The sequence below is a fragment of the Microbacterium aurantiacum genome (genome assembly GCF_031625015.1).
Classification (GTDB): domain Bacteria; phylum Actinomycetota; class Actinomycetes; order Actinomycetales; family Microbacteriaceae; genus Microbacterium; species Microbacterium aurantiacum.
In genome coordinates, this window is record NZ_JAHWXH010000002.1 from 87,810 (window position 1) to 102,013 (window position 14,204).

A 14,204-nucleotide genomic window follows, 5' to 3' on the forward strand; every position below is an offset into this window, starting at 1 on the left:
GGTCGATGCGGTGACGACGTATCTTCTGGCCGGCGGCGGGACAGCCGGACATGTCAACCCCCTGCTGGCCCTGGCGGACGGTCTGCGCGAGCGGGAACCCGAGGCCCGGATCCTCGTCCTGGGAACGCGGGAGGGTCTCGAATCCCGTCTCGTCCCGGCGCGCGGGTACGAGCTGCTGATCGTCGACAAGGTGCCCTTCCCGCGCCGCCCGGATCGCGCCGCGGTCGGCTTCCCCGCGCGTTTCCGTCGTGCCGTCGCTCAGGTCCGCGAGCACATCCGCGCGCATGGGGTCGACGTCGTCGTCGGGTTCGGCGGCTATGCGGCGGCTCCGGCCTACGTCGCCGCGCGTCGGGCCGGCATCCCCGTCGTCGTGCACGAGGCCAATGCCAAGCCCGGTCTCGCGAACGTGCTCGGTGCCCGCCGGGCCGCCGCCGTCGGGGTGGCCTTCGAGGGGACGCCGCTGCGCGGCGGTCGTTTCGTCGGGATGCCGCTCCGGCGCGAGCTGGTCGACCTCGACGTGGAGTCCGTGCGCCCGCGCGCGGCCATGGATCTCGGGCTCGACCTCGACCGCCCGACGCTGCTCGTCTTCGGCGGTTCGCTCGGCGCGCAGCGATTGAACGAGGCGTTCGGCGAGGGACACGACGCCGCGTGGCGGGATGTCCTGGACGCCGGCTGGCAGCTCGTGCACGTGACGGGGGAGAGGTCCGAGCTCACCGATCCCGGTGTCCGCGGCTACGTCGTCCGCCGCTACATCGACAGGATGGACCACGCCTTCGCGGCGGCCGACTTCGTCGTCTCGCGTTCCGGCGCGGCCACGGTGAGCGAGATCAGTGCACTCGGCCTCCCCGCGGTGTACGTGCCCTACGCCGTCGGGAACGGGGAGCAGGCGCTCAATGCGGCATCAGCAGTGGACGCCGGTGCCGCCGTCCTCGTGGACGACGCGGGGTTCGACGGCGACACGGTTCGGCGTGACATCGTGCCGCTCCTCATGGATTCCCCACGTCGCGCCGCGATGGCCGACGCCGCTGCGCGCGTGGGCACGCGACACGGCACGGAGAATCTGATCGCGGTGGTCGACGAGGTCCTCGCGGCACGCGTCACGAGGTGACGGGACCGTCGTCCGCGGCGGGTGATCGCAGCGCGGCGGTCACGAGGGCGACGGCGGTGGCTCCATCGACCCGCAGTGCGCGCATCTGTGCGACGAAGTCGGCGGCTGCACGTTGCGCACGTCTCTCGGTCTCGTCGCCACGGGGAGCGACGAAGGTTCCGTTGCGGCCTCGCGTCTCGATGAAGCCCGTCGATTCGAGTTCGCGATAGGCGCGCGCGACGGTGCCGGGAGCGATGCCCAGATCCTCGGCGAGACGACGGACGGTGGGCAGTCGGGATCCGGGCGCCAGCTCGCCCGACACCATCGCGTCGGTCATCTGTGTGCGGAGCTGCTCGAACGGAGGCACCGGGGAGCGCGGGTCGATGACGATCATGCCGGTCTCCCGCCGGCGGTCGCACGCGGCGCGCAGGGGAGGAGATCCGCGCGGAGCCGGCCCTGTCCGACCGTGTACAGCACCTGGAGCGCCGGAATGCCCCACCACGGGAAGACGCCGAGGACCGCCCCCGCGTCGGACGAGGCGAGGGGAAGACCCGCACGCAGCAGCACGGCGAACGACAGGCCGACGGGAACCCATGCCGCGAGTGCCGCGCTCATCCGCAGCGAGCGGAGTGCGTCGGTGCGGAAGAGATCGTCCCATGCCAGCTCGAGCCCGTCCGTCGCCGGCTGCGGATGCGCGAGCACCCGCCGCTCCATCGCGGTGGACGCCACCCGTACGGAGAGCGCGAAGGCGAGGGTGAGGAGTCCCACGCCGGACCAGACTGGCGCGACGAGTCCGAGGAAGCCGGCCGCGAGCACGACGACCGTCATGCCGGCGCCGCAGACGAGGAGCACATCGGGTGTTCGTGTCCGCCAGCCGTCCAGATACTGCCGCACACCGACGGTGGCGAGGCGGGCGACCCGGGTGTCGGACGGGGTGGGGTGGAAGGTCGTGTCCCGCAGCTGATCGATCACGGTGCTGCCGGCGATGACCACCACGAGGATGACGAACGCGAGGGCCCACAGCAGATAGGGCGAGCGGGCCGCGGGAAGGGCGAGCCACACGGTGGCCGTCAGCACGACGGCGACGAGGGTCGAGATCAGGCTCACGGCCGCACTGCGCCGCACCCGCGCGATCACGGCGTCGTGCACCGAATCGGACCCGAACGGCAGACCCGCGCGCTCCGACAGTCGGTACGCCTGGCGCTCGGCCCACGACGGTCGACGCGTGAGGAGAAGCATCACCGCCGAGACCACGGCGAGCACGAGGAGCAGCAGCGCGGTGAGCACCTGGATCGGGTCGCCGAGATCGATGGCCATGCCTCCTTTGTACCATCCATGTATCAATGTGTCGATACAGGCGTCGCTCTCCGCGCGCCCACAGGCGAGGCGGAGCGAGCGGACCTAGGATTGTCGGGCCATGATCAGACCCGACCTCAGCCTCCCGATCCCCGATCGCATCGACGCCGCCCACTTCATCGGGATCGGCGGTTCGGGCATGTCCGGACTCGCGCGCATGTTCCTCGCGCACGGCATCCGCGTCTCCGGGTCCGATCGCGCCGACAGTGCGGTCCTGCGCGAGCTGGCGGCGCTCGGCGCGGACGTCCACATCGGTCACGATGCCGCCCACCTGCCCATGGATGCCGACACGGTCGTCCACACCGGCGCGATCTGGCCGGAGAATCCCGAACTCCTGCTCGCCCGCGAGCGCGGACTCGCCGTGATCCACCGATCCCAGGCGCTGCACTGGCTCATCGGCGGTCGACGCCTGGTCGCGGTCGCGGGGGCGCACGGGAAGACGACGTCGACCGGCATGGTCGTCACCGCCCTCCAGGGCCTCGATGTCCACCCGACCTTCGTCAACGGCGGTGTGATCGCGCAGCTCGGGGTCTCCAGCGGAACGGGATCGGACGACCTGTTCGTGATCGAGGCGGACGAGTCCGACGGGACGTTCCTCCTCTACGACACGGCCGTCGCCCTCGTCACCAACGTCGACCCCGACCACCTCGACCACTGGGGCTCGCGCGAGGCGTTCTTCGACGCCTTCGTGCGCTTCGCCGACCGCGCGTCGGAGGCGGTGGTGATCTCGTCGGATGATCCCGGGGCCCGGGAGGTGCGGACGCGCCTGTCCCATGAGCGAGTGATCACGTTCGGCGAGTCGGAGGACGCCACGGTACGCGTCCATGACGTCGACACCGAGGGCGGGCTCCGCTTCTCCTTGACGGCGGACGGCCGCACGGTCCACACGGAGCTGCCGGTGCCGGGAGTCCACAACGCGATCAACGCCGCGGGCGCGGTGGCGGTCCTCGGCGCGCTCGGCATCGGGTTCGAGGATGCCGTCCGTGCCGTCGGAGGCTTCGCCGGGACGGTGCGGCGGTTCGACCTGCACGGTGTGCGACGCGGTGTCAGCGTGTACGACGATTACGCGCATCACCCGACCGAGGTGGAGGCGGCCCTCGCGGGTGCGCGCAGCGTGGTCGGGACGGGTCGCATCATCGCCATCCAGCAGCCGCACACCTACTCGCGGACGCAGGAGATGTACCGCGAGTTCGCGGACGTGCTCGAGCGCTTCGCCGATCACACGGTCATGCTCGACGTCTACGGTGCCCGCGAAGACCCGGTGCCCGGTGTGACGGGCGAGCTCGTCAGCAGCGCGTTCCGCGACCCTTCGGCTGTGCACTATGTGCCCGATTGGCAGCAGGCGGCCGATTACGCCGCGTCCGTGGCGCGAGAGGGCGACTTCATCATCACCCTCGGCTGCGGCAACGTGAACCTCATCATCCCCCAGGTCTTGGGCGCCCTCGAGGATGTCGGCGACCGAGGCGGGCGCTGAGGAATGCGCCGGCCGACGCCTCTTCCACCGCCGGTCGACGACGGCGGCGCTCGGCGCGATCGGCCTGAGGCTTCCCCGGCTCCGGAGAGCGGCGCCCTCGAGGGCGGCGGCACGCCGACGGAGGAGTCGATCCTCGCCACGGTGATCCCGTTGGAGGCGGCGCCCTCCTCGCCCTCGCCGCCGACGTCCTCGGAGGATGCGCGGGCGCAGGCCCCCGGTCCGGTGCGCGTGAGGGACGTGTGGCGTGCCGCGCGAGCGCGGCGGAAGGCCCTGCGCGCCGAGGTCCGCCGGTTCACGGTGCGGCAGCGGCGACGGCGTGCGGTGTGGCTGGGCGCCTGCGGTGCGGTGCTCCTTCTGGGCCTCGCCACCCTCGGCGTCGCCTACAGCCCGCTGTTCGCAGTCGAGCAGGTGCGGGTGATCGGCGCCGAGCAGTTGGATGCGACACGGGTCGAGGCCGCCCTCGGCGATCAGATCGGGACACCGCTGCCCCTCGTGGACGCGGATGCCGTGCATGAGGTGCTGGCGGAGTTCCCCCTCATCGAGACATACGCGATCGAGGCGCGTCCGCCGCATGAGCTCGTCGTCCGCGTCGTGGAGCGCACGCCCATCGGCGTGTTCGAGAGCTCCTCCGGGTTCACCCTCGTGGATGCGGCCGGCGTGGTGCTGTCCACGACGGCCGAGGCGGGGCCCGGGACCCCGATCCTGCGGATCGACGGGGGTGCGCAGGGGGACGCGTTCGATGCGGCCGGACGTGTGGTCCGCTCCCTTCCGCAGGGCATCGCGGCGCAGGTGACCGAGGTCGAGGCTTCCACCGCGGATGACGTCACCCTCGTTCTGGGCGCGACCGATACGAGGGTCGTGTGGGGGAGCGCCGAGGACTCCGGGCTGAAGGCCGTGGTCCTCGAGGCGGCGATGACCGCCCGCCCGCCGGCGGATGTCCGTGTCTACGATGTCTCTTCCCCGTCATCCGTCGTCTTCAGCTGACCAGAGCGAGACATCCGCGGGCGATGTCGCGACACGCCCATGTCGGTCCGGGCTCGGTGGGGAGCGCGGCCTACCTTCGAGCTAGGAATTGCATACCGGGTAATTCTTTATACCTCAACGAGAAGTTGAAGGTTACGCAGGTTTAGGGCGCTACGGAGGCCGGCATGAGCCAGAACCAGAACTACCTCGCTGTCATCAAGGTGGTCGGCGTGGGTGGAGGCGGCGTCAACGCCGTCAACCGCATGATCGAGCTCGGGTTGCGCGGGGTGGAGTTCATCGCGATCAACACCGACGCTCAGGCGCTGCTGATGAGCGATGCCGATGTGAAGCTCGACGTCGGACGCGAGCTCACGCGCGGTCTCGGCGCCGGTGCCGATCCCGAGGTCGGGCGCCGCGCCGCGGAGGACCACACCGAGGAGATCGAAGAGGCTCTGCGCGGCGCCGACATGGTCTTCGTGACGGCCGGCGAGGGGGGCGGAACCGGTACGGGCGGAGCGCCCGTCGTCGCCAAGATCGCCAAGTCGATCGGAGCGCTCACGATCGGTGTCGTGACCAAGCCGTTCTCCTTCGAGGGTCGCCGCCGCCAGAGCCAGGCCGAAGCGGGTGTCTCGCGACTCAAGGAAGAGGTCGACACCCTCATCGTCGTTCCGAACGACCGCCTCCTGGAGATCAGCGACCGCGGGATCTCGATGATCGAGGCCTTCGCCACGGCGGACCAGGTGCTGCTGGCCGGTGTCCAGGGCATCACCGACCTGATCACCACGCCGGGTCTGATCAACCTCGACTTCGCCGACGTCAAGTCGGTCATGCAGGGCGCGGGTTCGGCTCTCATGGGCATCGGCTCCGCCCGCGGTGCGGATCGCGCGATCAAGGCTGCCGAGCTGGCGGTCGAGTCGCCCCTGCTCGAGGCCTCGATCGAAGGTGCACACGGTGTCCTGCTGTCCATCCAGGGCGGGTCGAACCTCGGCATCTTCGAGATCAACGACGCTGCCCAGCTGGTGAAGGAGGCCGCGCATCCCGAGGCCAACATCATCTTCGGAACCGTCATCGACGACACGCTCGGCGATGAGGTGCGCGTGACGGTCATCGCCGCCGGATTCGACGGCGGCGAGCCCCAGGCGCGGATCGAGCCGATCACCGCGGCCCGCGTCATGACGCCTCCCGCGATGCCGGTGGCCGTCCCCGAGGCCCCGGCACCCGAGCGCGCCGAAGCGGCACCTGTGCCCGTGAGCGTCACCGCGGACACGAGCTACGACTCCGCCTTCGGCGATGACGACCTCGACATCCCCGACTTCCTGAAGTGACGCCGATCCAGCCGTGATCGATGCTTCCGCTCGCGACGGCGCCGAGACCCTGACCGGTCGTCTCGGCGCCGTCGACGCGCGCATCACCGCGGCGGCACGCGTGCACGGCCGGGACCCGGCGGAGATCACCCGGATCGTGGTGACCAAGTTCCACCCCGCCTCTCTCGTACGGGAGCTCTACGCGGCGGGTGTCCGGGACGTCGGCGAGAACCGCCAGCAGGAGCTGAGCGCGAAGGCGGGCGACCTCGCCGACCTCGCCGACTTGCGCTGGCACTTCGTCGGGCAGGCTCAGACGAACAAGGCCCGCGCGATCCGGTCCGCCGCCGCCGCCGTGCACTCGGTGGATCGGCCGCGGATCGCCGACGCTCTGAATGCGGCCGCGGAGAAGCCGGAGGAGGATGTCCTCGACGTGTTCCTCCAGATCAACCTCACCGACGATCCGGGGCGTGGCGGTGTCCATCCCGACGGTCTCCTGGCCCTGGCCGAGCATGTCGTGGGCCTGGGCGCCCTGCGCCTGCGCGGCGTGATGGCCGTGGCGCCTCTGGACGAAGAGCCGGCGCGCGCTTTCGCGCGCCTCGCCCGGATGTCCGAGTCCGTCCAGGGCGTGGCGCCGTCCGCCTCCGCGATCTCGGCGGGGATGACCGGCGATTTCGAAGAGGCGATCGCCGCCGGCGCGACACACCTGCGCATCGGCTCGGCAATCACGGGTCCGCGCCCGCTCCGCGGTTAACCTCAGAACAGATGAGCACAACGGAGGATGCGATGTCGAACCCGCTCAAGAAGACCATGGTGTACCTGGGTCTGGCCGACGAGGAAGAGGTCTACGAGGAGCCGGCTCCGCAGCCGACGAATCGGAACAAGACCGCCACCGTCGAAAAGGCCGCTCCCGTGACACCTCTCCACCGTCCCGCCGTGGTCCGTCAGCCCGCGCCCGCGACCGTCAGCGAAATCCTGACCGTCCACCCGAAGCAGTACCGGGATGCGCAGACGATCGCCGAGAACTTCCGCGACGGCATCCCCGTCATCATCAACCTGTCGCAGATGAGCGACGCCGACGCGCGCCGTCTCATCGACTTCGCCAGCGGGCTGTCTCTCGGCCTGTACGGACGGATCGAGCGCGTCACCAGCAAGGTCTTCCTGCTCTCGCCGGAGAACGTCGCGGTGTCGGGCGACGGCGCCGTCGCGCATGCCGACGCGGACGCCGTGCCCTTCACACAGCCGTAGTCTGGCTACGTGGCCGTCGTCCAACTCATCGCATCGATACTCAACTTCCTGCTTCTCCTGTACGTCTTCGTGCTGTTCGCCCGACTCGTGCTGGAGTGGATCCCGATCTTCAACCGCGAGTGGCGTCCGCGTGGAGCGGGGCTCGTCGCGGCGGAAGTCGTGTACACCGTCACGGACCCTCCGATCCGGACCTTCCGTCGCTTCATCCCGCCGTTGCGCGTCGGCACTGTCGCGATCGACTTCGGCTTCGCGCTGACGATGTTGCTGTGCTTCATCCTGCTCAGCGTGACGCGGAGCATCGCCGGGGCCTGATCACCACACCGCCGCGGTCGGCGTCTTCGACAGTGTCCGCACCCGGCGACTATGCTTTCCAGATACGACCGGCCGCCCAGGTCGGCCGCCCGGACATCGGCCAGCGACCAGAGCGCTCGAAAGAGGAATCACCATGGCATTGACCCCGGATGACGTCGTCACCAAGCAGTTCCAGCACGTTCGCTTCAAGGAGGGCTTCGACCCGGACGAGGTCGACGACTTCCTCGACGAGATCGTCGTTGAATGGCGTAAGACGATCGCGGAGAACGAGGAGCTGAAGGCCAAGCTCGCCGCGTACGAGTCGGGCTCCGCGCCGGAGGAGGCCGCCGAAGAGGCGTCCGTCCCCGCCGAGGAAGAGAAGCCCGCGCCCGCCGTCGAGGCTGCTCCGGCTCCGGAGGCGACGAGCTCCACTGCTCCGAGCGCCGCCAGCGCCGGCATCATCGAGCTCGCCCAGCGCCTCCACGACGAGCACGTCGCGGAGGGGCGCGCACAGCGCGATCAGCTCATCGCCGACGCGCAGGCGCAGGCTGCGTCGATCATCTCGGAGGCCGAGACCCGCGGACGCGAGGAGGTCGCACGCCTCGACCGCGAGCGCGCCACGCTCGAGAACCGCATCTCCGAGCTTCGTCAGTTCGAGCGCGACTACCGCTCGCAGCTGCGCAGCTACATCGAGGGGAAGCTCCGCGACCTCGAGACGACGGCGACGACGTCCGGCGCGCAGCCGGTGTCTGCCATCGGCCTGTAAGAACTTGGCGGCGAAAAGACCGCTTCGTCGTTCGGCGGCCGGCGCCCTCATCGCGATCCTCGCGGTGACGGTGCTGGCCGCCGATCAGTTCACGAAGCACCTGGCCCTCGAGAACCTCCCGTACGCGGAGACCGTGCCGGTCCTCGGTGACTTCCTGTCGTTCTACCTCATCGGCAATCCCGGTGCCGCCTTCTCCTTCGGCGAGGGGGCCACGTGGGTGTTCACGCTGGCACTCGCCGTCGTGGCCGTGATCATCGTCTGGCTCGCGGCGACGCGTGTGTCTTCCCGTCTCTGGGCGGTCGGGCTGGGCCTCCTGCTCGGCGGCGTGCTCGGCAATCTCACCGATCGCCTCATCCGTGAACCGGGCTTCGCCGTGGGGCACGTGATCGACTTCATCAACACCCCGTGGATGTGGCTCGGATTCCCTCCTGCGATCTACAACATCGCCGACATCTTCATCGTCTCCATGATGATCGGTGTCGCCATCCTCGTCGTCTCCGGCCTCCGGATGGACGGCACGAGGGAGAGCCGCGCCGTCGAGGAGGATCCGGCGTCGGACGCCGACCCCGCGGGTCGGGCCGGCTGATATGGAATCCCGGAGTCTTCCGATCCCCGACGGGCTGGACGGCGCGCGCGTCGACGCCGCGCTGGCCAAGATGCTCGGCTTCTCCCGCTCCTTCGCCGCCGAGGTCGCCGACGGCGACGGCGTGCGGATGGACGGCCGAGCGATGTCCAAGTCGGACCGTCTGCGTGCGGGAGCGTGGCTCGAGGTCTCCTGGACCCCGCGCGCCGAACCCCGAATCGTTCCGGTCGCCGTCCCGGACCTCGGCGTCGTGTACGACGACGACGACATCGTGGTCGTCGACAAGCCGACGGGGGTCGCCGCGCACCCGTCCGTCGGCTGGGACGGGCCGACGGTCCTCGGGGCCCTCGCCGCCGGCGGATACCGGATCGCGACGACCGGAGCGGCGGAACGCCAGGGAGTCGTCCACCGCCTCGACGTGGGAACGAGCGGGCTCATGGTGGTCGCCAAGACGGAGTCGGCGTACACCGCCCTGAAGCGCGCATTCAAGGAGCGCGAGGTCGAGAAGATCTACCACGCGGTCGTGCAGGGGCACCCGGACCCGCTGTCCGGCACCATCGACGCACCCATCGGGCGGCATCCGTCGCACTCGTGGAAGTTCGCCGTGACGCCGGACGGCAAGGACTCGGTGACCCACTACGAGACGCTTGAGGCCTTCCGCGGCGCAGCCCTCCTCGAGATCCACCTCGAGACCGGACGCACCCACCAGATCCGGGTGCACATGGCGGCGCACCGCCATCCGTGCGTCGGCGATCCGCTGTACGGAGCAGACCCGACGCAGGCCGCGCGTCTCGGACTGACGCGGCAGTGGCTGCACGCGCACCGGCTGGCCTTCACCCACCCGGCGACGGGGGAGTGGTCCACGTTCGAGTCTCCCTACCCGGCAGACCTCGCCGGCGCGCTGGACATCCTGCGCAACGGATGACGCCTCGAGGGCGTCAGCGGCCGCCTTCGAAGCGAGCCGGGTCGTCTTCGGCCATCGCGTGCGCGATGCGACGCCGCATCTCCGCGGACACCGCGTCGAGGTCGTGGAGGTCGAACCAGCCGACGTCCGTCATCTCCCCGTCCACCGGCTCGGGCGTCCCGGAGACCCACGTGCATCGGAAGGTCAGATCGAGGTAGTCCGCCTGGTCGCCGTTCCCGTAGGTGATCCGCGGGATCTGGTGCACCCAGGCCAGGCGATCGACGTGGATGACGACGCCCGCCTCCTCCCGCGCCTCGCGTGCGGCCGCATCCGCCGGCTCCTCGCCGGGGTCCACGATGCCGGTGATCGGTGTCAGGGCGCCGTTGTCGCTGCGTCGGCCGAGCAACACCTTCTCGTCGCGGAAGATCACCGCCGTGACCCCCACCAGCGGGAGCGGACGGGTTCCGATGTGCCGACGCAGGTCGAGGACGAAGTCAGGGGTCGCCATCCCCTCACCCTAGGGTGCGTGCGTGCCGAGTCTCACCCTCTGGTTGAGCGTCAGGTGACCTGGGCGCGGGATTCCGCGGCAGGCGAGGACGGGCCGCGGAGCACGTCGGCGACGTTCGTAGACTCGAGGGGTGGCTGCCGACTCTTTCGTTCACCTGCACGTGCACAGCGAGTACTCGATGCTCGACGGAGCGGCGAAGATCGGAGCGATGACCCAGGCCGCCGCCGACTACGGCATGCCCGCCATCGCCGTCACCGACCACGGAAACACCTTCGCCGCATTCGAGTTCTACAACGCCGCGAAGGCGGCGGGGGTGAAGCCGATCATCGGGCTGGAGGCCTACGTCACGCCGGGGACGCATCGCAGTGACAAGTCCCGCGTCGCGTGGGGGAGTCCGGAGCAGAAGAGCGACGACGTCTCCGGGTCGGGTGCCTACACCCACATGACGATGTGGAGCCACAGTACGGAGGGCATGCACAACCTCTTCCGACTGAGTTCCCTGTCGAGCATCGAGGGGTACTACTTCAAGCCGCGTATGGACCGGGAGCTGCTCCAGACGTACGGGAAAGGCCTCATCGCCACCACGGGCTGCCCGTCGGGCGAGGTGCAGACGCGTCTGCGCCTCGGGCAGTATGACGCGGCGCGCGCGGCCGCGGCGGAGTTCCAGGACATCTTCGGCAAGGAGAACTACTTCGCCGAGATCATGGATCACGGGCTCTCGATCGAGCGGCGGGTGATGAGCGACCTCATCCGCCTGTCGAAAGACCTCGGCATCCCCCTGGTCGCCACGAACGACTCCCACTACACGCACCAGCACGAGGCCGACGCGCACGCGGCGCTCCTGTGCGTCCAATCGGGCTCAACGCTGGACGATCCGAACCGGTTCAAGTTCGACGGCGACGGCTACTACATCAAGACGGCGCAGGAGATGCGCCAGATCTTCCGCGAGCATCCCGAAGCGTGCGACAACACCCTGCTGATCGCGGAGCGCTGCGAGGTCGAGTTCAACACCAGCGCCAACTACATGCCCCGCTTCCCCGTGCCCGAGGGGGAGACCGAGGACAGCTGGCTGGTGAAAGAGGTCGAGGCCGGCCTGCACTACCGCTACCCGGACGGCATCCCGGACCGCGTGCGCCGCCAGGCGGAGTACGAGACCGGCATCATCCTGCAGATGGGGTTCCCCGGCTACTTCCTCGTCGTCGCCGACTTCATCAACTGGGCCAAGGACAACGGCATCCGCGTCGGCCCCGGGCGGGGCTCGGGTGCCGGCTCGATGGTCGCCTACGCGATGCGCATCACCGATCTCGATCCGCTCGAGCACGGCCTCATCTTCGAGCGCTTCCTCAACCCCGACCGCGTCTCGATGCCCGACTTCGACGTCGACTTCGACGACCGGCGCCGCGGCGAGGTCATCGACTACGTGACCGAGAAGTACGGCTCCGAGCGCGTGGCGCAGATCGTCACCTACGGCACGATCAAATCGAAGCAGGCGCTCAAAGACGCCGGCCGGGTCCTCGGATTCCCCTTCAGCATGGGGGAACGGCTGACCAAGGCGATGCCGCCGGCCGTGATGGGCAAGGACATGCCCCTGAGCGGCATGTACGACAATCAGCACCCGCGCTTCAAGGAGGCCAGCGAGTTCCGCGCGCTGATCGACGGCGACCCGGAGGCGAAGACCGTCTTCGACCGTGCTCTGGGGCTCGAGGGCCTCAAACGCCAGTGGGGTGTCCACGCGGCGGGCGTCATCATGTCGAGCGAGCCCCTCCTCGACATCATCCCGATCATGCGCCGCGAGCAGGACGGGCAGATCGTCACCCAGTTCGACTATCCGTCGTGCGAATCCCTCGGGCTCATCAAGATGGACTTCCTGGGGTTGCGGAACCTCACGATCATCTCCGACGCCCTCGACAACATCCGCACCAACCGCGGAGAGGAGCTCGATCTCGAGCACCTGGAGCTCGACGACCGCGCCGCCTACGAGCTGTTGGCGCGCGGCGATACGCTCGGCGTCTTCCAGCTCGACGGCGGTCCGATGCGATCGCTCCTGCGCCTGCTGAAACCGGACAACTTCGAAGACGTCTCCGCCGTCATCGCGCTGTACCGACCCGGTCCGATGGGCGCGAACTCGCACATCAACTACGCGCTGCGCAAGAACGGGCAGCAGGACGTCACCCCGATCCACCCCGAGCTCGAGGAACCGCTGCGCGAGATCCTCGACATCAGCTACGGCCTGATCATCTACCAGGAGCAGGTGATGGCGATCGCGCAGAAGGTCGCCGGCTTCTCCCTGGGTCAGGCCGACATCCTCCGCCGGGCGATGGGCAAGAAGAAGAAGTCCGAACTCGACAAGCAGTACGAAGGCTTCTCCGGGGGGATGAAGGAACGCGGATTCGGGGAAGCTGCCATCAAGGCGCTGTGGGACATCCTCCTGCCGTTCTCGGACTACGCCTTCAACAAGGCCCACTCCGCGGCGTACGGGTTGGTCTCGTACTGGACCGCGTACCTGAAGGCCCACTATCCCGCCGAGTACATGGCGGCGCTGCTCACAAGCGTCGGAGACTCCAAGGACAAGATGGCGGTCTACCTCAACGAATGCCGTCGTATGGGCATCAAGGTGCTCCCGCCGGATGTCGGTCAGTCGATCCGCTTCTTCGCCGCCGTCGGCGACGACATCCGCTTCGGCCTCGGCGCCGTGCGGAACGTCGGCACCAACGTGGTCGACGGAATCGTCGCGTCTCGGGGGGACGGGGGATTCGCGAGCTTCCACGACTTCCTGGCGAAGGTCCCGGTGCACGTGGCCAACAAGCGCACGGTGGAGTCCCTCATCAAGGCGGGCGCCTTCGATTCCCTCGGGTCGACGCGGCGCGCGCTCATGGAGATCCACGAGGATGCGACCGAAGCCGCCGTGCTGGACAAACGCCGCGAGGCGCACGGCGAGGTCGGCTTCGACTTCGACTCGCTGTGGGGGGACGACGAACCCGCGCAGGCGCAGAAGGTGCCCGAACGCCCCGAGTGGACGAAGAAGGACAAGCTGGCGTTCGAACGCGAGATGCTCGGTCTGTACGTCTCCGATCACCCGCTCGCGGGCCTGGAGATCCCGCTGGCCAAGCACGCATCGACCAGCATCCACGATCTCCTCGCGTCGGAGACGATCGACGACGGTGATCAGGTGACCGTCGCCGGGCTCGTCACCAGCGTCCAGCACCGCGTGGCCAAACAGAGCGGCAACCCCTACGGGATGATCACCGTGGAGGACTTCGACGGCGAAGTGACGGTCATGTTCATGGGCAAGACCTACACCGAGTTCTCCTCGATGCTGCAGGCGGACTCGATCCTCGTGGTGCGAGGGCGCGTCTCGCGCCGCGACGACGGGCTGAACCTGCACGCCCAGTCCGCCTTCGTCCCCGACCTCGGCGCCGTCGACATCACGGGGGCGCTGACCCTCCTGATGCCGGAGAACCGTGCCACCGAGCGCGTCGTCGGAGAACTCGCCGCCGTCCTGGGGCGGCATCCGGGAGACACAGAGGTCACGCTCAAGCTCCACAGAGGTCGTGCGGCCAAGGTGTTCGAGGTGCCCCATCCGGTTCGGGTCACCGCTGATCTGTACGGAGAGCTGAAGGGGCTGCTCGGGCCGCAGTGCCTCGGGTGATCTCACGGTGGTCTCATCCGCCGAAGGTAGGATCGGCGACGGCGCGCGCCGCGTCGAAGGAACGCAGAAGGGAA

General features: G+C 69.1%; 14 protein-coding genes. 11 read left to right on the top strand and 3 right to left on the bottom strand.

The window, feature by feature from the left end; all coding sequences use genetic code 11:
• Positions 1–10: 10 nt before the first annotated feature.
• Positions 11–1,108, top strand: coding sequence for a UDP-N-acetylglucosamine--N-acetylmuramyl-(pentapeptide) pyrophosphoryl-undecaprenol N-acetylglucosamine transferase (locus KZC50_RS10055; protein ID WP_310891605.1), 1,098 nt, complete (start codon positions 11–13; stop codon positions 1,106–1,108).
• On the opposite strand, the gene KZC50_RS10060 is transcribed toward KZC50_RS10055, so the two are convergent.
• Together KZC50_RS10060 and KZC50_RS10065 are read right to left on the bottom strand one after the other, a co-directional pair.
• Positions 1,098–1,481, bottom strand: a complete 384-nt coding sequence (locus tag KZC50_RS10060) for a GntR family transcriptional regulator (RefSeq protein ID WP_310891606.1) — start codon at positions 1,479–1,481, stop codon at positions 1,098–1,100. The two genes, KZC50_RS10055 and KZC50_RS10060, sit on opposite strands and share 11 nt — an antisense overlap.
• A complete protein-coding gene (locus tag KZC50_RS10065; RefSeq protein WP_310891607.1) occupies positions 1,478–2,404 on the bottom strand; it encodes a hypothetical protein in 927 nt (308 codons plus the stop codon). The genes KZC50_RS10060 and KZC50_RS10065 overlap by 4 nt, the downstream gene beginning before the upstream one ends.
• A 100-nt stretch (positions 2,405–2,504) precedes the next feature.
• Here KZC50_RS10065 and murC point away from each other — a divergent pair, with 100 nt between their 5' ends.
• The 9 genes from murC to KZC50_RS10110 all read left to right on the top strand — a co-directional run bounded on the left by murC (position 2,505) and on the right by KZC50_RS10110 (position 9,994).
• Positions 2,505–3,917 carry a UDP-N-acetylmuramate--L-alanine ligase gene (gene murC / locus KZC50_RS10070; RefSeq protein WP_310891608.1) on the top strand — a complete coding sequence of 471 codons (1,413 nt, stop codon included), beginning with the start codon at positions 2,505–2,507 and terminating at the stop codon, positions 3,915–3,917.
• Positions 3,918–3,920: 3 nt separating this feature from the next.
• The gene (locus KZC50_RS10075; protein WP_053547279.1) at positions 3,921–4,901 is read left to right on the top strand and encodes an FtsQ-type POTRA domain-containing protein; all 981 of its coding nucleotides are present in this window, start codon (positions 3,921–3,923) and stop codon (positions 4,899–4,901) included.
• 164 nt (positions 4,902–5,065) lie between these two features.
• A complete protein-coding gene (ftsZ, locus tag KZC50_RS10080; protein ID WP_301132455.1) occupies positions 5,066–6,205 on the top strand; it encodes a cell division protein FtsZ in 1,140 nt (379 codons plus the stop codon).
• 13 nt (positions 6,206–6,218) lie between these two features.
• Positions 6,219–6,935: a YggS family pyridoxal phosphate-dependent enzyme gene (locus tag KZC50_RS10085; RefSeq protein WP_310891609.1), complete on the top strand. Its 717-nt coding sequence runs from the start codon at positions 6,219–6,221 to the stop codon at positions 6,933–6,935.
• A gap of 32 nt (positions 6,936–6,967) precedes the next feature.
• Entirely contained in the window at positions 6,968–7,429 is a 462-nt protein-coding gene (locus tag KZC50_RS10090) for a cell division protein SepF (RefSeq protein ID WP_053547281.1), read from the top strand.
• A 9-nt stretch (positions 7,430–7,438) separates the two neighbouring features.
• A complete protein-coding gene (locus KZC50_RS10095; RefSeq protein ID WP_053547282.1) occupies positions 7,439–7,741 on the top strand; it encodes a YggT family protein in 303 nt (100 codons plus the stop codon).
• Positions 7,742–7,874: 133 nt separating this feature from the next.
• On the top strand, positions 7,875–8,486 hold the full coding sequence (locus tag KZC50_RS10100) for a DivIVA domain-containing protein (RefSeq protein WP_236968535.1): 612 nt from the start codon (positions 7,875–7,877) through the stop codon (positions 8,484–8,486).
• A gap of 4 nt (positions 8,487–8,490) precedes the next feature.
• Positions 8,491–9,072, top strand: coding sequence for a signal peptidase II (gene lspA, locus KZC50_RS10105; RefSeq protein WP_082334633.1), 582 nt, complete (start codon positions 8,491–8,493; stop codon positions 9,070–9,072).
• A gap of 1 nt (position 9,073) precedes the next feature.
• On the top strand, positions 9,074–9,994 hold the full coding sequence (locus KZC50_RS10110; protein ID WP_236968534.1) for an RluA family pseudouridine synthase: 921 nt from the start codon (positions 9,074–9,076) through the stop codon (positions 9,992–9,994).
• 13 nt (positions 9,995–10,007) lie between these two features.
• On the opposite strand, the gene KZC50_RS10115 is transcribed toward KZC50_RS10110, so the two are convergent.
• On the bottom strand, positions 10,008–10,481 hold the full coding sequence (locus KZC50_RS10115; RefSeq protein ID WP_053547286.1) for an NUDIX hydrolase: 474 nt from the start codon (positions 10,479–10,481) through the stop codon (positions 10,008–10,010).
• A gap of 178 nt (positions 10,482–10,659) precedes the next feature.
• On the opposite strand from KZC50_RS10115, the gene dnaE reads away from it, so the two are divergent.
• On the top strand, positions 10,660–14,130 hold the full coding sequence (gene dnaE / locus KZC50_RS10120; protein WP_375294604.1) for a DNA polymerase III subunit alpha: 3,471 nt from the start codon (positions 10,660–10,662) through the stop codon (positions 14,128–14,130).
• Positions 14,131–14,204 lie beyond the last annotated feature (74 nt).